Source organism: Halorubrum sp. Boch-26, from assembly GCF_029889805.1.
Classification (GTDB): domain Archaea; phylum Halobacteriota; class Halobacteria; order Halobacteriales; family Haloferacaceae; genus Halorubrum.
Map to the genome: position 1 here is coordinate 14,212 of NZ_JARANT010000023.1, position 17,598 is coordinate 31,809.

Annotated in this window: 20 protein-coding genes and 1 tRNA gene; 6 read left to right on the forward strand and 15 right to left on the reverse strand. The window is 69.0% G+C overall.

The window, feature by feature from the left end; all coding sequences use genetic code 11:
- The first annotated feature begins 103 nt into the window (after positions 1–103).
- Together OQF71_RS05250 and OQF71_RS05255 are read left to right on the forward strand one after the other, a co-directional pair.
- A complete protein-coding gene (locus OQF71_RS05250) occupies positions 104–1,039 on the forward strand; it encodes a peptidylprolyl isomerase (protein ID WP_280586278.1) in 936 nt (311 codons plus the stop codon).
- A 119-nt stretch (positions 1,040–1,158) separates the two neighbouring features.
- Positions 1,159–1,419, forward strand: coding sequence for a hypothetical protein (locus OQF71_RS05255; protein WP_280586280.1), 261 nt, complete (start codon positions 1,159–1,161; stop codon positions 1,417–1,419).
- Between the two features lie 24 nt (positions 1,420–1,443).
- On the opposite strand, the gene OQF71_RS05260 is transcribed toward OQF71_RS05255, so the two are convergent.
- From OQF71_RS05260 to OQF71_RS05275, 4 genes are all read right to left on the reverse strand, one after another.
- On the reverse strand, positions 1,444–2,064 hold the full coding sequence (locus OQF71_RS05260) for a transcriptional regulator (protein ID WP_280586283.1): 621 nt from the start codon (positions 2,062–2,064) through the stop codon (positions 1,444–1,446).
- Positions 2,065–2,138: 74 nt separating this feature from the next.
- Positions 2,139–2,831, reverse strand: coding sequence for a P-loop NTPase (locus OQF71_RS05265; RefSeq protein WP_280586284.1), 693 nt, complete (start codon positions 2,829–2,831; stop codon positions 2,139–2,141).
- A 75-nt stretch (positions 2,832–2,906) separates the two neighbouring features.
- On the reverse strand, positions 2,907–3,281 hold the full coding sequence (locus OQF71_RS05270) for a YlbF family regulator (RefSeq protein ID WP_280586285.1): 375 nt from the start codon (positions 3,279–3,281) through the stop codon (positions 2,907–2,909).
- Positions 3,282–3,384: 103 nt separating this feature from the next.
- Positions 3,385–4,038, reverse strand: coding sequence for a dienelactone hydrolase family protein (locus tag OQF71_RS05275; protein ID WP_280586286.1), 654 nt, complete (start codon positions 4,036–4,038; stop codon positions 3,385–3,387).
- 166 nt (positions 4,039–4,204) lie between these two features.
- Here OQF71_RS05275 and dph2 point away from each other — a divergent pair, with 166 nt between their 5' ends.
- Entirely contained in the window at positions 4,205–5,248 is a 1,044-nt protein-coding gene (gene dph2 / locus OQF71_RS05280) for a diphthamide biosynthesis enzyme Dph2 (RefSeq protein ID WP_280586287.1), read from the forward strand.
- Between the two features lie 44 nt (positions 5,249–5,292).
- On the opposite strand, the gene OQF71_RS05285 is transcribed toward dph2, so the two are convergent.
- On the reverse strand, positions 5,293–5,742 hold the full coding sequence (locus OQF71_RS05285; protein ID WP_280586289.1) for a TIGR00725 family protein: 450 nt from the start codon (positions 5,740–5,742) through the stop codon (positions 5,293–5,295).
- A 94-nt stretch (positions 5,743–5,836) separates the two neighbouring features.
- On the opposite strand from OQF71_RS05285, the gene OQF71_RS05290 reads away from it, so the two are divergent.
- Both OQF71_RS05290 and OQF71_RS05295 read left to right on the forward strand, forming a co-directional pair.
- Positions 5,837–6,493: an HAD family hydrolase gene (locus OQF71_RS05290; protein WP_280586294.1), complete on the forward strand. Its 657-nt coding sequence runs from the start codon at positions 5,837–5,839 to the stop codon at positions 6,491–6,493.
- Positions 6,494–6,594: 101 nt separating this feature from the next.
- Positions 6,595–8,970: an ATP-dependent DNA helicase gene (locus OQF71_RS05295; RefSeq protein WP_280586298.1), complete on the forward strand. Its 2,376-nt coding sequence runs from the start codon at positions 6,595–6,597 to the stop codon at positions 8,968–8,970.
- 40 nt (positions 8,971–9,010) lie between these two features.
- On the opposite strand, the gene OQF71_RS05300 is transcribed toward OQF71_RS05295, so the two are convergent.
- The 3 genes from OQF71_RS05300 to OQF71_RS05310 form a co-directional block, all read right to left on the reverse strand.
- A complete protein-coding gene (locus OQF71_RS05300) occupies positions 9,011–10,186 on the reverse strand; it encodes a M24 family peptidase (protein WP_280586300.1) in 1,176 nt (391 codons plus the stop codon).
- A gap of 80 nt (positions 10,187–10,266) precedes the next feature.
- A complete protein-coding gene (locus tag OQF71_RS05305) occupies positions 10,267–10,878 on the reverse strand; it encodes a translation initiation factor IF-2 subunit beta (protein ID WP_280586301.1) in 612 nt (203 codons plus the stop codon).
- Between the two features lie 118 nt (positions 10,879–10,996).
- Positions 10,997–11,071 (reverse strand) — tRNA-Met (locus OQF71_RS05310).
- Positions 11,072–11,356: 285 nt separating this feature from the next.
- Between OQF71_RS05310 and OQF71_RS05315 the strand changes: the two genes are divergently transcribed.
- Positions 11,357–12,973, forward strand: coding sequence for a long-chain-fatty-acid--CoA ligase (locus OQF71_RS05315; protein ID WP_280586302.1), 1,617 nt, complete (start codon positions 11,357–11,359; stop codon positions 12,971–12,973).
- A 51-nt stretch (positions 12,974–13,024) separates the two neighbouring features.
- Here OQF71_RS05315 and ftsY read toward each other — a convergent pair whose 3' ends face one another.
- The 7 genes from ftsY to OQF71_RS05350 form a co-directional block, all read right to left on the reverse strand.
- On the reverse strand, positions 13,025–14,119 hold the full coding sequence (gene ftsY / locus OQF71_RS05320) for a signal recognition particle-docking protein FtsY (protein WP_280586304.1): 1,095 nt from the start codon (positions 14,117–14,119) through the stop codon (positions 13,025–13,027).
- 8 nt (positions 14,120–14,127) lie between these two features.
- On the reverse strand, positions 14,128–14,583 hold the full coding sequence (pfdA, locus tag OQF71_RS05325) for a prefoldin subunit alpha (protein ID WP_280586317.1): 456 nt from the start codon (positions 14,581–14,583) through the stop codon (positions 14,128–14,130).
- Positions 14,583–14,759 carry a 50S ribosomal protein L18Ae gene (gene rpl18a, locus OQF71_RS05330; RefSeq protein ID WP_280586305.1) on the reverse strand — a complete coding sequence of 59 codons (177 nt, stop codon included), beginning with the start codon at positions 14,757–14,759 and terminating at the stop codon, positions 14,583–14,585. The genes pfdA and rpl18a overlap by 1 nt, the downstream gene beginning before the upstream one ends.
- Positions 14,760–15,039: 280 nt before the next feature.
- Positions 15,040–15,705, reverse strand: coding sequence for a translation initiation factor IF-6 (locus tag OQF71_RS05335; RefSeq protein WP_280586306.1), 666 nt, complete (start codon positions 15,703–15,705; stop codon positions 15,040–15,042).
- A gap of 1 nt (position 15,706) precedes the next feature.
- Positions 15,707–15,985, reverse strand: a complete 279-nt coding sequence (locus OQF71_RS05340; RefSeq protein ID WP_280586307.1) for a 50S ribosomal protein L31e — start codon at positions 15,983–15,985, stop codon at positions 15,707–15,709.
- Entirely contained in the window at positions 15,986–16,138 is a 153-nt protein-coding gene (locus OQF71_RS05345) for a 50S ribosomal protein L39e (RefSeq protein WP_004050128.1), read from the reverse strand.
- 128 nt (positions 16,139–16,266) lie between these two features.
- Positions 16,267–17,385, reverse strand: coding sequence for a M20/M25/M40 family metallo-hydrolase (locus OQF71_RS05350; RefSeq protein ID WP_280586315.1), 1,119 nt, complete (start codon positions 17,383–17,385; stop codon positions 16,267–16,269).
- Between the last annotated feature and the right edge of the window lie 213 nt (positions 17,386–17,598).

The following is a 17,598-nucleotide window of genomic DNA, read 5'->3' on the forward strand; positions in this document are numbered from 1 at the left end:
ACCCGGAATCCGCCGGGCGCGTTCTTAAGCGCCGCGGGACGTGACTCGACCGTCGCCGCGTCGAACCGTGCGCCTTAAGGGTGTAACAGGTGACGTTCAGGGTATGAGCGATCAGGAGCAAGCGGACGCGGCCGAGGACGCCGACGAGGCCGAGACCGAAGCCGAGACCGAGAGCGCCGGGCTTGCGGACGGCGACTTCGTGCGGGTCGCGTACACGATCCGAACGGCCGACGACGGCCGAGTCATCGACACCACCGACGAGAAGACGGCCGAAGAGGCCGAGATCGACACCGAGGAACACGAGTTCGAGCCGCGCGTCATCGCACTCGGCGCCGGTCACGTGTTCCCGGCCGTCGACGAGGCGTTTATCGGCGCGGAGGTCGGCGACGAGGGCGTCGTCGACGTGCCCGCAGAGGACGCCTTCGGCGCGTACGACCCCGACGAGGTCGAGACGGTCAAGGCCGACAAGATCCCCGAGGACAGCCGCTACCCCGGTGCACAGGTCCAGATCGACAATCAGCAGGGCTACCTCGAGACGATCATCGGCGGCCGCGCCCGCGTCGACTTCAACCACCCCTTAGCCGGTGAGGACCTCGAGTACGAGTACGAGATCCTCGAACTCATCGACGACCGCGAGCAGCAGGCCGCCGGCATGCTCGGGATGTACCTCCAGGAGGCGCCCGAGGTCCGAATCGAGTCCGTCACCGAGGAGGAGGAGACGGTCACCGAGGACGACGACGGCGAGGAGGTCGTCGAGACCGAGGAAGTCGAGAAGGACGTCCTCTACGTGACGGCGACGCAGGCGATGCAGATGAATCAGCAGTGGATGTTCCAGAAACAGCAGATCGCGCAGGACCTCATGGGCCGGCTCGACCTCGACCGCGTCGTGGTCGAGGAGGTCATCGAGGGCGGCGGCATGGGCGGTCTCGGCGGCATGATGGGCGGCATGGGCGGCGCCGGCGCCGGCGATATCGAGGACGCCCTCGAAGACGTCGATATCGACGCCGACGAGATCGTCGACGAGATCGACGAGGAGTAACGCTCGACCCGCGGCGTCGCGACCGGCGACGAACCGATCCCTTTTGAACGACGGTCGACCCACCCAGAGACATGGACGTCGACTGGACGACGGAGAGAGACGCGGAGGTCGACTGAGCGATGGAGATCGAACGTGCGCGCGACGACATCGTCGTCGCCGCGAGCGCCGGCGCGACGACGATCGCGATCGCGCTGCTGTCCGGCGTCGCCAACGTCGTCGATGTGGCGACACTACCGACGCTCGCTCCGATCGCGGTGTACGCCGTCTACCTCTTCTCGCGGAAGGGCGGCCCGTACGGGCCCCGCGACGATCCGCGAAACTGGGCGGTCGCGGCGGCAGTCGTCGGCGTGATCGTGGTCCTCGTGTCCGCAGTGCTGTAAACGCGAAATTCGAGAGGCCGGCCGTTACGCGATGTCCCGGCTCGTGTCGACCGAGACCGAGTCGGTGAGCTTCAGCTTGAGCGGCTCCTCTAACGCCGCGCCGCCGCGGAACTTGGGGACGATGAGCCGGTTCGCGATCTCGGTCCCGGTCACCGTGGTGCGGAGGTCGAAGACGACGTCCGCGACCTGCTCGGTGACCACTCGGTTTCGCTCCGCTGACGCCCCCTTAAGCGCGTGGAGCACCGCGAGTCCGCCGGCCTCGTCGACGCGCCGGCGGAGGTCGTCGAGAAATGCGCCGTACTCTTCGCGACCGCCGGCCTCCAGCGGTCCGACGGAGTCGACGATGACCGTCCCGCAGTCGGGGAGATCTGCGGCCGCATCCAGCGCTACCGCGAACGGGTCGTCGCCCCTCGCGTCTCGGACGACCGTCTCGTCGGCCGCGGCGCCGAGCGCGAGACCCTCCTCCACGGCGTCGACCGAGCGCACCGTCGTCAGGTATCGACACTCCCGGACACGCGAGAAGCGATTCAGGATGAGCTCGGACTGGCTCGCGGGGTCGGCCTTCAGCGCGACGATGCTACCGCTCGGGATACCCCCGTCGAACTCCCTGTCCAGCACAGAGATTCCCGTCGGGAGCGATTCCATACCATCGCTGCCGGCTCCGGAGGTTTGGCTCTGTCGGTGCCCGTCGAACGGCGAGCGAGCGGCGGGGTCGACGGTCACGCGACCCGCCATCGCTCCGTCCCGTACTCGCGGGCGAGCCGCCGCGCGAGGTCGTCGTACGCCGACCGGACTGCCGGATCCGAGAGCGGCGCCGGCGGTCGAGACGGAACTCGTCCCACCACCGGACAGCCGAGCAGGTCGGCGACCGGGTCCGGGACGGACGACGCGCGGACGGCGACGACGCCCAGCGGCGGGCAGTCCAGCCGGCGCGCCATCGCGGCCGTTTTGGCGGCGTCGCGCAGGGCCGACCGCCGGAGCGGCGTCACGATAAGCGAGCGATCGGCCGCGTGGAGCGGCGCCGCCGCGTCCGGTGACGCGCCCGCCGGACAGTCGAGAAGCGTCGGCGCGTCGTCGGGGAGCGCGCTCCGGAGAGCCTCGAACGTCGGGCCGGGATCGACGGTCCCGGGGTCGTCCGGCGCGGCGAGCACCGCGGGAGCCGAGCGGCCCGTCGAGGCCGTGTCGCGGTCGCGGACCGCGTCAACGACTGTCATGGCTGCTCGCTCGTCGGTCGAGCCGGAGCCGGTTCGGTTACTTTCGACCGTCTCAGACGCTAACCGGGCGAGGTTCGGGAGGTCCCAGTCGGCGTCGGCCGCGACCGCCGGCGCGCCTCGTCGCGACAACGCCCGCGCGAGCCCGAGGGTCGTGGTCGTCTTCCCGCTCCCGCCCTTGCCGCCGGCGACTGCGATCACAGGCCGGGGTGTGTCGCTATGTGTGAAAAAGAACGGGACGAAGGCGGGCGGTCGGGACACCCGCGGGCAACTGTCTCAGTCCTGACAGCAGCCGCCGGCCTCGCCGCCGAAGTCGACCGCGAGGGGTTCCGAGATGGCCTCGTTGACCGCTTCGAGGGTGTCGTTCAGCGCGTCCTGCGCGTCGAGGAACTCGCGCATGACAGGCATCGAGTGGAGGTCGTCCTGTGCCGCTTGCACCTTCTGGAGCCCGGAGTTCGTCGCCTGTCCCGTCTCGCGGGCCTGCATGAACTCCGCGCGCAGCTGTTCGAACTCGTCGATCTTCGCTTGGACCTCCTCGTCCCGCTGTACCGCCTCTCGCGCCTCTTCGAAGCGCTCGTACTCGGGGGTTCGGGCGATCTGCTCGCCGAGCTCGCGACCGAGGTCCTCGATGGAGGCCTGTTCGACGCTCATACCGAGATATTGGCGCGGAGGGGTTTCAACCTGCCGGAGCCGGGGGTACCGCGCGAGCGGTCACGAATGAGCCGGTCGCGAGAGGAATCGTCACGGAGCGGCCTCACGTCACCTGCGACTCGACGAAGGCGACGACGTCCGTCAGCTCCTCCTGTCCGATCCCGTGGCCGCCCGAGTAGCTGCCCCGGGTGACGTCGACGCCGATCGCCTCGAGGCGGTCGGCGGCGGCGGTCGAGCGCGACTCCGGGATCACGCGGTCGCCGGCCCCGGCGCCGACGAAGACGGGTTTGCCCTCGATCCCGTCGCGCGCGAGATCCGAGTGCGCGTCCGCGAGGTAGCCGTGGAGCGCGACCACCCACGCGTACCGGTCCGGCTCCTCCAAGAGGAGCGAGAGACCGGTGATCGCGCCCTGACTGAAGCCGAGCAGTCCGATCCGGTCGGGGTCCAAGGCGTACGACTCGACGGCGGCCCCGACGCTCTCGGCGACCAGATCGAGGCTACGGCGGAAGTCCGCGGCGTCCGGCTGGCTCGATTCGATGCCGCCGGCCGAAAGGTCGAGCTCGTACCAGGTGTACCCGCCCTGCAGCGGGTCGGGCGCTCGGAGGCTGACCACGTGGAGGTCGTCCGGAAGGTGCCGCGCGACGGGCAGCAGGTCCTCTTCGTCGGCGCCGCGGCCGTGGAGGACGAAGACCGCGGGCGCGTTCTCGGGGTCGTCGTCGGGGGCGACGTGGACGTGGTCGAGCGGAATCTCGGGCATGTCTCCCCGGTTCGTCGGCTCCGGGGTTGTATCCGTCGGCCGCGGCAGCGAGTCGGCGGTCGCCCACTGCGCCCGCGGTCGCGTTCGACCCCCGCTCGATCCCGAACGATCACGAGAATACCCGTCGAGCGCGCCGTTTAACCGTCCCCCCGCGTTACGCGGGTGCATGAGCGGCTCCACGGAGGGCGACCTCACCAAGACGGGAATGGCCCTGAAACACGACCGCGAGTGGGACTACGAGCTCGACCGAATCGTCGAGGCCATCGAAGAACGCGACGCCTCCACGGTCGGCCTCCAGTTCCCCGAGGGGCTCAAGCGCCGCGGCCCGAAAGTCGCGGACGACCTCCGCGAGGTGGCTCCCGACGACGTTACCTTCATGCTGTCCGGCCAACCCTGCTACGGCGCCTGCGACCTCGACACGTACCTGATGCGACGGACCGACGTGTTCGTTCACTTCGGTCACACGCCGATGAAGGAGTCCGACAGCATCGTCTACGTCCCCCTCTTCTCGAACGTCGACCCCTTCCCGATCATGGAGGACGCGCTGGACGAGGAGCTCGACGACCCCGAGGAGAACGCCGACGTCGGACTCGTCACCACGGCCCAGCACATGAACCGGTTCGAGGAGATGACCGACTGGTTAGAGGAGCGCGGCTACGAGGTCCACACCCGTCGCGGCGACGACAGACTCACGAAGGAGGGGCAGGTGCTCGGCTGCAACTACGCCTCCGCGGACATCGACGCCGACCAAGTGCTGTACGTCGGCGGCGGGAAGTTCCACCCGGTGGGGCTCGCGATGGAGCACCCCGACAAGCGCGTGGTCATCGCCGACCCCGTCAACAACGCGGTCTCGGTCGCCGAGCACGACCAGTTCCTCAAGCAGCGCTACGCCTCGGTCCACAAGGCGATGGGCGCCGAGAAGTGGGGCGTCATCTTCTGTACGAAGATCGGGCAGGGACGGTGGGAGAAAGCTCAAGAGATCGTCGAGAACAACGAGAACGCCTACCTGATCACGATGGACGAGGTGACGCCGGACCGCCTCCGAAACTTCGACATGGACGCGTTCGTCAACACCGGCTGTCCCCGCATCACGACCGACGACGGGCCGCGGTTCCACAAACCCATGTTGACCCCCGGCGAGTACGAGGCGGCTATCGGCGAGAAACCCCTCGACTCGATCGAGTTCGACACGTTCCACGACACCTGGTGAACCGCCCGGGGGCGAGCCCTCAGGCGCTCCGCTCGTAATCTCCCTTATTCCCCGTCGACCGCCCGCTCCACGTAGTCGACCGCTTCGACGGGGCTTTCCACCGCCTCCACCCCGCCCACGTCGTGGGTGTCGAGCCCGGCTACCGCTCGGCCGTGCGCGAGCGCCATCCCGATCTCGGAGAGCGTACCGTGCGAGCCGTCGACCGCGATCGCGGCGTCACCGTTGAGCACCACCAGCGCGTTGCGGGCGTGACCCATACCGGTCGCGATCGGGACCGTGACGTGCGGGTTCGCGTCCGCCCGCCGGTCCGTCGGGAGGATGCCGATCGTCTCCCCGCCGGCTCCCCGCGCACCTCGGCAGACCGCCTCCATCACGCCGCCGAGTCCGCCGCAGACGACCGCGTGGCCGCGGTTCGCGAGCCGTTCTCCCAGCTCCTCTGCGGCCGCCGCCGTCTCTGGCGGAACCGTACTGCCGCCGATGACGCTGACACGCATACCGCGGGACGAGGGACGGACGTATATAAAAGAGACGGCGGCCGCGTCGTGGCGGTGGTGAAACCCTTTTAAGGGCTGAGCGACTCCAGACTGTATGACGTACGATACCGTCGTGTTCGACAACGACGGTGTCCTCGTGGGCCGCACGCGCTTCGACGTGCTCCGGGATGCGACTCGGAACGCGTTCGAGGAGTGCGGCGTCGAGGAGCCCGATCCGGACGACGTAGAGCGCATGACCATCGGTGCGACCCCCGGCAGCGTGGGGACCGTCTGCCAGACGTACGACCTCGATCCGGGGTCGTTCTGGCGGACCCGCGACGACGTGGTCTCGAAGGCTCAACAGCAGGAGGCCCGCGCGGGGCGGAAGACCCCGTACGACGACCTCGGCGAGCTTCAGAGCCTCGACGTAGAGATGGGGATCGTCTCATCGAACCAGCAGGCGACCGTCGATTTCCTCGTGAACCACTTCGACGGGTTCGAACGCTTCGGCGCCGCGTACGGCCGCGAGCCCACGATCCACTCGCTCCAGCTCCGCAAGCCGAACCCGCACTACATCGAGCAGGCGCTCGGCGATCTCGACGCCGGTAACGCCCTGTTCGTCGGCGACAACGAGTCCGACGTGCGCGCGGCCGAGAACGCCGGCATCGACTCCGCGTTCATCCGCCGCCCCCACCGCCGCGACTGGGAACTGAACGTCTGGCCGACCTGGGAGATCGACCGCCTCTCGGACCTGCACGACATCGTCGGGTAGGGTCGTCGCGATAGGCTGCCGACGACCGCCGGCCGTCGGTGTAGCGCCGCGGCCGGCCGCTCTCTCAAGGTTTAACTCCGATCGGGAGCTACGTCGCCACAGTGACCAACCCTCCGCCGTGGGCCGACATATTCGGCCACGAGGAGCCGTACCCCGAGCAGGCCGACGGGATCGACGCCGCGATCGACGCCGCCGAGGACGACGGCTTCCTCGCCTTGGAGGGCGCGTGCGGGACCGGGAAGACGATGCTCGCGCTCACCGCCGGGCTCGACTGCGTCCGCGACCCCGACTCCGACTTCGAGCGCGTGTTCGTCCTCACGAGCGTCAAACAGCAGCTGCGCCAGTTCGAGACGGACTTGGAGACGATCAACGAGGGCCTCCCTGACGGGTACGACCCGATCTCCGGGCTCACCCTCGTCGGCAAGGCGGACGTCTGCCCGTACGCCCGCGAGAATCGCGGCGGGATCGACCGCGAGAACGTGTACGAGCGCTGCGAGGGGCTCCGCGAGCGCACCCGGAACCTCGTCGGCGACGGCGGCGCGACCACGACGTCGAACCTCGTGAGCGAGGCGCGGAGCCAGCAGGTGGGGCTGATGGACTCTGGCTCGGGAGGGAGCGCCCGGAGCGCGACCGTCGGTGAGGACTCCGGCGCCGCCGACTACCTCAGCGTCGACGGCGAGCCCACCCCCTACCGACCGGATACCGAGGAGTACGAGGGGACCGAGTTCTGCCCGTTCTACGCCGGCTTCCTCGACGACCTCCCCGAGGACGGCGACCCCGCAGAGGCGGTTCCGTTCGACGTGGCGGAGCTCGGCCACGTCGGGCCGACGGAGCTCGTCCGGTTGGCCGCGGGCCACGGCTCCTGTCCGCACTCGATCATGGGCGCGCTCGTCCCCGAGGTCGAGGTCGTGATCGGCAACTACTACCACGCATTCGATCCGGTGACGACCGGCACGTTCACGGGCGCGCTGCTGGACGACGCGACGTTCGTCGTCTGCGACGAGGCGCATATGCTCGAACCCCGCGTGCGCGACCTCGTGAGCGACGCGGTCGCCGACGCCAGCCTCCGCGACGCCGAGAACGAGCTCACCCGCGTCGTCCAGCCGCTCTCCTTCGAGACCGCCGGCGCCGAGTCGGACGACGCGGAGCTCGTGCGCGGTGAGTTGGAAGACGCGGAGGTGACCGTCGAGGAGATCGAGTCCGTCCGCGAGTTCTACGCCGACCTCCGCGGCGAGCTCGACCGCCGCGTGACGGAGCGACTGGACCGCGAGCGCCCCGACTGGCGCGCCTCGATGCGAGCGCTCGACGACGACGAGATACCGCTCCGCGACCCCGAGGAGCCCGCCGAAGACGATATCACGACGTGGGCGAGCGAAGAGGGGTACGGCGACCGCGTCTGGGCCCGCGCCCGGCAGGTCGGCGCGGTCGTCAAGCGCGTGCTCGACTCGCTGGAGGAGGAAGACAAGAAACGAGCCGCCCCCGGCGTCGGGCGCACGCTCAACGCCTGGTACCGCGAGGGCCACGAGGACTTTTTCCGCGCGATCGACCTGGAGCGGACTTGGGACGAGACGGCGCCGCCGGACTCGTGGCGGCGCGCGTACAACGCGAGCCTCGCGCTGTACAACTGCCTGCCGAGCGAACCGATCGGCGATCGACTCGCCGAGTTCGGCGGCGGCGTGCTCATGAGCGCGACGCTGGAGCCGATGGACGTGTTCCGCGAGGTGGCCGGGCTCGATCACCTCGAAGCGAGGGGCCGACCGGTCGTCGAGCGGACGTACGGCCTCTCGTTCCCCGAGGAGAACCGCGCGAGTTTCGCCGTCGACGCGCCGAAGTTCACCCACCAGAACCGCGGTGCGCCCGGTGAGTCGAACGACACGCGGCTCGCGCACCTCGACGCCGCGGCGGCGGTCGCGGGCCGCGAGGGGAACGTGCTCGTCGGGACGCCGAGCTACGCGGAGGCGACGTGGATGGCCGAGTCGCTCTCGGAGCGGCTGGACAAGCCCGTTCTGCTCGACGAGTCCTCCGGCGACCGCGCCACGGAGTCGCTGAAAGACGACTTCTTCGCCGGCGAGGGGAAAGTGCTCGTGACGAGCCTCCGCGGTACGCTCACCGAGGGCGTCGACTACCGCGGGGACCGTCTCTCGGCCGCGGTGGTCTGTGGCGTCCCGATCATCAACACGGCGCGCCCCCGGACGCGGGCGGTCATCACCGCCTACGACCGCCGGTTCGAGTCCGGCTTCGAGACGGCGCTCACGGTGCCGGCCGTGCGGAAGGCCCGGCAGGCGGTCGGCCGAGTCATCCGCGGGCCGGACGAGCGCGGTGTGCGCGTCCTGCTCGACGCCCGGTACGCCCGCGAGTCGTGGAACAGCGTCCGCGAGTACCTCCCCGCCCACGAACGCGAGGAGTTCCAACCCGTGAGCCCGGACATGCTCGGCCTCGCGCTCGATCGGTTCGAGCGGCGATCCGACGGCGACTGACCGCCTTGGGTCGGGCCACGCAACGGGCACACGCGACCGTCTACACGACGTTCGCGTCGATGTCGCGCGGGAAGTGCGTGAGAACGTCGGTCCCCGATTCGGTGATCGCGACGGTGTCCGAGTGGCGGTACCCGTACTCGTCGGTGTAGAGCCCGGGCTCTATCGTGTACACCTGCCCGGGCGCCATCACGGCGTCGTCGCCGTCGTAGCGCTCGCCCCAGCCGCGGTCGATGTACGGCGGCTCGTGGGCGCCGAGCCCGATGTTGTGGCCGACGTGATGCCGCGCGAGGTCGGCCACGCCCTGCTCTTCGAAGTACTCCCAGACGACCTCGTCGACCTCGGCGACCGGGACGCCCGGCCCGAGCGCGTCGATCGCGAGGGTCTGCGCCTCCAGCATGAGTTCGAAGTAGTGCTCCTGCTCGTCGGAGTAGTCGCCGACGAACATCGTCCGCTCCAGCTCGGAGCGGTAGCCGTCGACGTTCGCGGTGGCGCCCGTGACGAGGACGTCGCCCTCGGCGAGCCGCTCGTTGGGGGTGTGGCCGTGCGGGAGCGCGGTCTCGCGACCGGAGATGTAGCCGGCGTGGACGGGACCGTCGCCGCGCACCCGGACGCTGTACCTGTCGCCGAGCGTATCGAGCATCGCTCGCGAGGCCTCCGTCGAGGCGCGCTGGGAGACCGTCGCCGGGTGCGCGCCGGGCTCGGTGAAGTCGGCGAGGTACCGGTGGCCGAGATTCGCCCACTTGGCCGACTCGCGGATCAGGTCGACCTCGGCGTCGGACTTCTCCCAGCGCATGCGGTCGACCCACGACTGCGCCTCGACGTCGACGAACTCCGAGAGCGCGGGGCCCTCGTACCCCATCACGCCCGGGGCGCCGTCGGCGTCGGTCGCGGCCCGGTCGGCGTCGAGCCCGTCGAGCATCCCGACGGCGACGCGGATCGGGTCGCCGCCGGGGTAGTCGAAGTAGTGGTGCACCGCGTCGATCCGGGGATTCGGCTCGACGCGCTCGACCTCCAGCCGCGGGACCGTGATCTCGACTCGGTCCGCCGTCACCGCGAGGACGACCGGGCGCTCGGTCTGGATGTGGTGGAAGCCGGTGAGGTACTCGATCGCGGTCGCGCCGAACCACGTCGCGGCGTCGGCGTCGGTCGCCGCGAGCCGGTTGCGGACCGCCGCGAGTCGGTCGTCGAACGCGGCGGTGGGGAGTCGTGTCGCCATGGATCGCGATCCGCGAACGGGCGCATAAACGGTCGGGTAGCGGAACGGCTACGGCGGAGAAGACGGGCGTATCGGTCCGATCAGTTCTCGCGGCGGGCGAACGCGAGGTTTCCGGAGACGTTCTTGATGTACGCCTTGACGGTCTCGCCCTCCTGTGCACCGGGGACGAAGACTGTGTACTCGCCGCGCTCGGCGACGCCGTCGCCCTTGCGGCCGGTGCCGACGATCTCGAGCTCGTACGTCTTGCCCGACTCGATGGCCTCCTCCTGGCGCTGCGTGTTCGAGGTGTTCTGCTTCGCGACCGGCCGGAAGGCGCCACAGGCCTCACACCGGAGCATCGGCGTGCGGTTCTCGGTCTCCAGACGGGTGTCCGGAAGGCCGCACTCCGAGCAGGTGACGTACGACTCGATGTACGAGTCGATCGCGGCTTGGAAGTCGCGTTCGCGGAAGTTACCGCTGTAACGGGCGCGGCCCGATTCGTACTGGCCGGCGGTCCCGAGCTCCTGTTGGATCTTCGAGTGGACGTGCTCGGGGTCGCGGCTCAGCGCGTCGGCGATCGCCGAGAGGTTCGTCAGTCGGGTGAACGCGCCGTCCTTCTGCGTCTCCGGGTCGGGCACCGACAGCCGCTCGTCGGAGCCGCCGAGGTCCGGTACCTCCTCCATCGCGCGGTCGAGGCTCGATTCGTAGTCCATACCTGACGGAACGCCGGGGCGACGGAAATCGCTTCCGGGTTCGAGAGCGGCGTGGCAAAACGGAGCAGGCGAGGGGGGAGACGAAGCCGTCACTCGGTGTGTGGCGGTCGGCCAGAAGTAGCGGGAGGTAGATTTGAACTACCGATCTCCGGGTTATGAGCCCGGCGGAATCTCCTGGCTATCCCATCCCGCTATCATAGCAAAACCCCGTGCGACTGTTAAGGGTTCTGATCCCGTCGCCCGTGTGCGATTCGACCACGTACGGTTTATATACCGACGGCGGCGGGTTTCCCGAACAAAACCGTCGTCGACGCGACCGACTCAGTTCGCCGCGGCGCGTCGCCGTCGGACCCGCATCGCGAGGACCGCGACGACGACGAACGGGACCGGGAGGGCCGCGTCGGCGGGGAGCGCTGTAAGGGGGCCTCCCTTGCACCGGTCGCAAACGCTTTTATCAATCAAAAATAGTGATAAATTGATGCGAAAACCGCTACTGACGACCGACTTTCTGGACCGGGCACGCCGGCACTACGCCGACGAGGAGGCCGTTCTCGCGACCGACGAGACGCGGTACACCTACGCCGAACTCGGCGAGCGCGCGGATCGGTTCTCGGCCGCACTCCAGGCCCGCGGGATCGAGAAAGGCGACCGCGTCGCGGTGTTAGACCCCAACACGCACTACCACCTCGAAGCGGCGTACGGTACGATGCAGGTCGGCGCGGTCCACGCGCCGCTGAACTATCGGCTCACTCCCGACGACTTCTCGTACATGCTCTCCGACGCCGGCGTCGACGCGATCTACGCCGACGCCGAGTACGCGGACCGGATCGAGGCGGTGCGCGACGAGGTGCCGACGGAGACGTTCCTCACGAACGACGTCGACGCCGTCGACGGCGACTGGGAGTCGTTCGACGAAGCGCTCTCGGACGCCGACCCCGACGCCTACGAGCGCCCGGAGATGGACGAGGACGACGTGATCACGATCAACTACACTTCGGGGACGACCGGCGACCCGAAGGGCGTCTGTCGGACGCACCGCGCGGAGACGCTCCACGCGTATCTCATTACGATCCATCAGGAGATCAGCGACGACGACGTCTACCTCTGGACGCTCCCGATGTTCCACGTCAACGGCTGGGGCCACATCTACGCGATCACCGGGATGGGCGCCCGACACGTCTGCACCCGCGGCGTCGACGTCGCCGAGACGTTCGATCGGATCCGCACCGAGGACGTGTCGTACTTCTGTGCGGCGCCGACCGTGCTCAACATGCTCGGCGACCACTACGCCGAGCACGGCGGCGCGACGACCGGAGACAACGACGTGCGGGCCGCCACCGCGGGCGCGGCGCCGCCGGAGGCGACGATCCGCACTGTCGAAGAGGAGTTCGGTTGGGACCTCAAACACGTGTACGGCGCGACCGAGACGGGACCGCTCGTGACCACCTCGGACGCGAAGCGGCACTTCGACGCCGACTCCGACGACCGGTTCGCGGTCAAGAAGACGCAGGGGATCGGCTACCTCGGTACCGACGTGCGCGTCGTCGACGAGAACGGCGAGGACGTGGCCGCCGACGGCGAGACGATCGGCGAGATCGTCGTCCGGGGCAACCAGGTGATGGACCGCTACTGGAACAAGCCCGAAGCCACCGAGGAGGCGTTCTCGGAACGGCTGGAGGGGTACTACCACATGGGCGATCTGGCCGTCGTCGACGAGGACGGCTTCGTCTCGATCCAAGACCGCAAGAAGGACATCATCATCTCCGGCGGGGAGAACATCTCCTCGATCGAGTTGGAGGACACCCTCTTCGAGCACGAGGTCGTCTCCGACGTGGCCGTCATCCCCGCGCCCGACGAGCGCTGGGGCGAGACCCCGAAGGCGTTCGTCGTCCCGGAGAGCGGCGACCCCGACGACCCGGGCGCGACCCCCGAGGAGATCAAGACGTTCGTTCGCGAGCGCGTCGCCGACTACAAGACGCCGGGCGAAGTCGAGTTCGTCGCCGAACTCCCGACGACGGCGACTGGGAAGATCCAGAAATACGAGCTGCGCGAGCGGGAGTGGGACGAGGAAGACCGGATGGTCGGCGAGGGGTAGTCGGAGACGCCGGGGGAGACGGAAGCGAGTCGGGGGGACCCGCCGCTCGCCTCAGTTCCCGTCGAGCAGGCTTTCGACGAGCGCTTCGGGCTCGAACAGCGTGAGGTCGTCGTACCCCTGCCCGGTCCCCAGAAAGAGGATCGGCTTCCCGGTGACGTACGCTACCGAGATCGCGGCCCCGCCGGAGGAGTCGGCGTCGGCCTTCGTCAGAACGGCGCCGTCGATCGCCGCGGCGTCGTCAAACTCCTTCGCGCGGGTGACGGCGTCCTGTCCCGCGACCGCCTCGTCGACGAACAGCGTCATGTCCGGGTCGACGACGCGGTCGATCTTCTCCAGTTGCGCCATCAGGTCGTCGCTGGTGTGGAGCCGACCCGCGGTGTCGCCGAGCACGACGTCGACGTCGTTGGCCGCCGCGTACTCGACGCCGTCGTAGATGACGGCCGCAGGGTCGCCGCCCTGATCGTGAGATATCAGCTCCCGGCCGAGCCGGTCGGCGTGCTCCGCGATCTGCTCGTTCGCGCCAGCCCGGTAGGTGTCGCCGTTCGCCAGCACCGACGAGTAGCCGCGGTCGGCGAGCCACTCGGAGAGCTTCGCGATGCTCGTCGTCTTCCCGACGCCGTTGACGCCGGTGAAGACGATGGTGACGGGCTTGTCGGCCTCGGCGATCCGCTCTTCGAAGTCGAACTGGCCGACGGCGATCACGTCGAGCAAGGCGTCGTGAAGCGCCGATTCGACCAGCTCGCCGGTCGTCTCGACCTGCTTACGCGACTCGCCGAGCATCTTCTCGCGGACGGTGTCGAGGATCTGTTCGGCGACGCTCATCTCCACGTCGCTCTCCAAAAGGGCCATCTCGAGGTTCCACAGCGGCTCCTCTAAGTCGTCCTCCTCGATGATGATCCGGCCGGTCGCGAACGCCTTCGCGCGCCGGAAGGTGCTTGGTTCGTCGTCGGAGTCCTCTCGGTCGCCGGCGTCGGCCTCCCGGTCGTCTCGGGCGGCGGTGTCCGCCTCGGATTCGGCCGCTGCGGCGTCGCTCTCGGGCATCTCCTCGACAGCCGGCTCGTCTCCCTCGGCGGGCTCCTCGACGTCAGTGCTCTCCTCGACGTCCTCTCGGAACCCCGAGAGCTTGTCCTTCAGTCCGTCGAACACGGTCTACCTTACTCCTCGTCGCCCTGGCCCTGCCCCATCTGCTGCATCTGCTGCTGCTGCATCTGCTGTTGCATCTGCTGGGCCTGCTGTTCGAGCTCCTGACTCTCAGACTCGAGCTCGTCGACTTCCTCTTGCGTCTCCTCGATTCGGTCGTCGAGCGCCTCCTGCTTGCGCCGGAGCACGTCGATGGCGTCGCCCTCGCTCTGCTCGGCGGAGTAGTTACCGCCGAGCGAGACGATGATCTCGTCGATGTCGTGGACCTCGGCGCGGACGTAGGCGCCGCCGCCGAGCGGGACCTGCACCGTCGAGCCCGAATCGAGGGTCTCGATGGCCTCGACCGCGTCGTCGATGTCGGACTGCTCCTCGCGGTAGTCGGCAATCTCCGATTCGAGCGCTTCGATCTCCTCGTCGAGCGCCTGCAGCTCTTGGGAGAGCTGCTGGAGCTGCTGTTGTCCGCCGCCCATCATGCCGCGGACACCTCCTCTATCTCGATCTGGGTGCGCTTCCGATTGTGCTGGCTCCCGACCGTCGTGTAGATGCGTTCGCGGGCGAGGTCCTCGTTCTCGGCCTCGACCTCCTTCGTGAACGGCTGGAAGTCGTCTCGGCTCTGGAACCGTCCACTCACCGTGTAGGTACTCATGTTCACCGATCCGGCAGGGACAGGGAAGTATCTTCCTAAAAGGCGAGGAACCGGCGCGGTAGCCCGATCCGCTCTGTTCGGGAGGCTCGGGCCGAATTCGGGGAGTATTGTCGGAACGACATCGGGAGCGCGAGCGGTGACGCACTCGACATCGGGAGCGCGAGCGGTGACGCACTCGACAGTGGGAGTACCGCCTCCGACCCGCCGTCGGTTCACAGGAGAGCGAGAGAAACGGGAACCGGAGAGTCGATTGAACTTGTGAGTCGCGACGAACTCGGGGTCAGTCGATGAACCCGAGCGTCTCTTCGATCCGACCGAGCTCGGGCCCGGTGGTGTCTTCACCGACGACGTACCCCTCGTCGGTGGCGACGAGCCCGGAGCCAACGAGCGGGGCGCCGTAGTTGACAGTGCCGAGGTCGGCGTGGACATCGAGCGCCTCCTCGACCGCCTGCAGCTCCGACTCGGTCGACTTGGGGTGACAGAGCACGCCCGTGTCGTTGGCGACCGCGGCGGTGCCGACGGTGCGGACATCGCCGAGATCGCCGCGGGTCACGGGGACGCCGAGCGTCTCTCTGATCGTCACGATCGACTCGCGCGGGAGGTCCGGGTGGACGTATGCGCCGTAGTCGTTCGCGAGGACGACGTTGCCGGCCGCGTTGATCTCGCCGGGGAGCTCGCCCACCTCGCGGTCGGCGGCCTCGGCTATCCGCGTCTGCTCCCGCTGGGTCGCCCGCGCGGAGACGAGAATTCCGTTCTCGTTGCCCGTCGCGAGGGAACCGACGGTGTTGGCGCCGCCGACCGTCGTGAGGAGGGGCTCGGCTCCCAGCTCCTCGCCGAGCGACTCGGCGAGCTCCTCGTCGACGTCCGGTCGGACCAACAGGAGGTCGTCGATCGCGCGAGCGAACACGCCCACGTACGACGAGCCGGTGAAGGTCGCCCGTAACACGTTACTCGGCGTACTCGGCTTCGACGACGGGCTCGCCGTCCTCGACGAACCGAGCCGCGCGGACGCGGATCTTGCTCGGCGGGTTCTCGCGCCCGTTCGCCCAGACCGCCTCGTTGACCGAGGTGTCGATGACGACGTCCGCCTCGTCGACGGAGAAGTGCTGCGCGAGGTGTTCGCGGACGATCTTCATCGCGAAGTCTGCGCGCTCCTGTACCGGCTTGTCGTTGGCGTCGCGGAGCGGGACGGTGACGACGCGCTCCTCGAAGTCGCTGGTGCTCATTTATTCGTCCAGATCGTTCCGGCGCCAGTTGCGCCGCTTGGGGTTTCGCGTCACGTTCATGTCCGTCTTCATCATGACCCACGCGGGGACGCGGGTGTTCTGGCGTTCCGCCTTCGCCAGACGCTTCTTTTGAGCCTTCGATTTGTCTCCCATAGTAGCCCACAGTTTCCGCGGGGCGCATAAAACCCCTTCCATACCGCGCCGCTCGGGGCGTCGAACGGCCGGGGTCGGCGGGTCGGCCGCGGGGCCCGTCACCCCGCGACGCACTGCTCCGGTTCGGGTCAGAACGACCGCTCGGCGACGCCCGTATAGATTCGGTAACAGCGGTTGAGGACGTCTATCCCGACGCTTTCGGTGTCGGTGTGCGCCTCGCCCGGCTCGGACGCCCCGCAGACGAGGCAGTCGGCGCCGGCCTCGGCGAGCCAGCCCGCGTCGGTCGCGTGCGGCTTGACGACGTGTTCCGGCGCGTCGAGACCCAAGTCGTCGTGGACTCCGCGGGCGACCGCGAGTGTCGCCGCCGCGAACGCGTCGTCGCCGCAGGCCATCGGCGGGAGGTCCTGTTCGATCTCCCACTCGACGCCGTCGACCGCCTCGACGGCGCGAGCGAGGTCCGTGCGGTCGCCCGGCACCGTCCGCTCGTCGATCGTCACCTCGCAGCGCTCCGGGATCACGTTCCACGTCTCGCCGCCCTCGACGATCGTGACCGCGAGCGACCCCGTGACGGACTCGCCGAACACGGTCGCTTCCGGGGCGTCGAGCTCGCGGACGACGTCGATCGCGTCGCTGGCGCGGTAGATCGCGTTCTCCCCGCGCTCGGGCTCGGAGGCGTGCGCCGCGGTCCCGCGCGCGACGAGCGTCGACGCCCGTCGGCCCTTGTGCGCGACGACGACGTCCGTCACGCCCGGCTTCGAGTAGTCCGTCGACCCCTCGGCGACGACCGCGCGGTCGGGGGCGAACCCCGCCTCGATCGCGTGTCGTGCGCCGGTCCCGCCGACCTCCTCGCCGACGAACGAGGCGACCGCCAGCTCGCGGTCCGCCGGCGGCTCGGCGTCTCGGAACGCGAGCAGGCAGGCCGCCACCGCCCCTTTCATGTCGGCCGCACCGCGGCCGTAGATCCGGCCGTCGCGGCGCTCGACGACGTACTCGCCCGCGTCGCCGTCGCCGGCCGTCTGGCGCTCGGCCGGCGGGACCACGTCGTGGTGGCCGACAAAGGCGAGGGTGTCGGCGTCGGGGTCGTCGGTCGAGCCTTTATAAGCGATCACGTTGCCGACCTCGTCGCGCTCGACCCGCGCGTCGGTCTCCGCGCGGAGCCACTCCTCGATCGCGTCGCCGGCGGCGGTCTCGTCCTCGTGGGAGGGGATCGCGACCAGCTCCTCGGTCAGGTCCGCGAGTTCGTTCATAGGGTGATGTCGGCGCTCAGTCGCTTAAAAACTGAGTGTGCGGATATCATTTATGAACCGATCGCGGTGGCGCGCGCCTCCGAGCGGCCGCCGAAGGCGGCCCGAGGAGCGCGTGCGAGGGAGTCGCGAGCGCAGCGGGCGACCGAAGGGAGCCCCGTTCGTGCTTCGTGGTGGGGGTGGTGTGGTTGTGGGGCGGGTAGGGGGTTGTCTCAT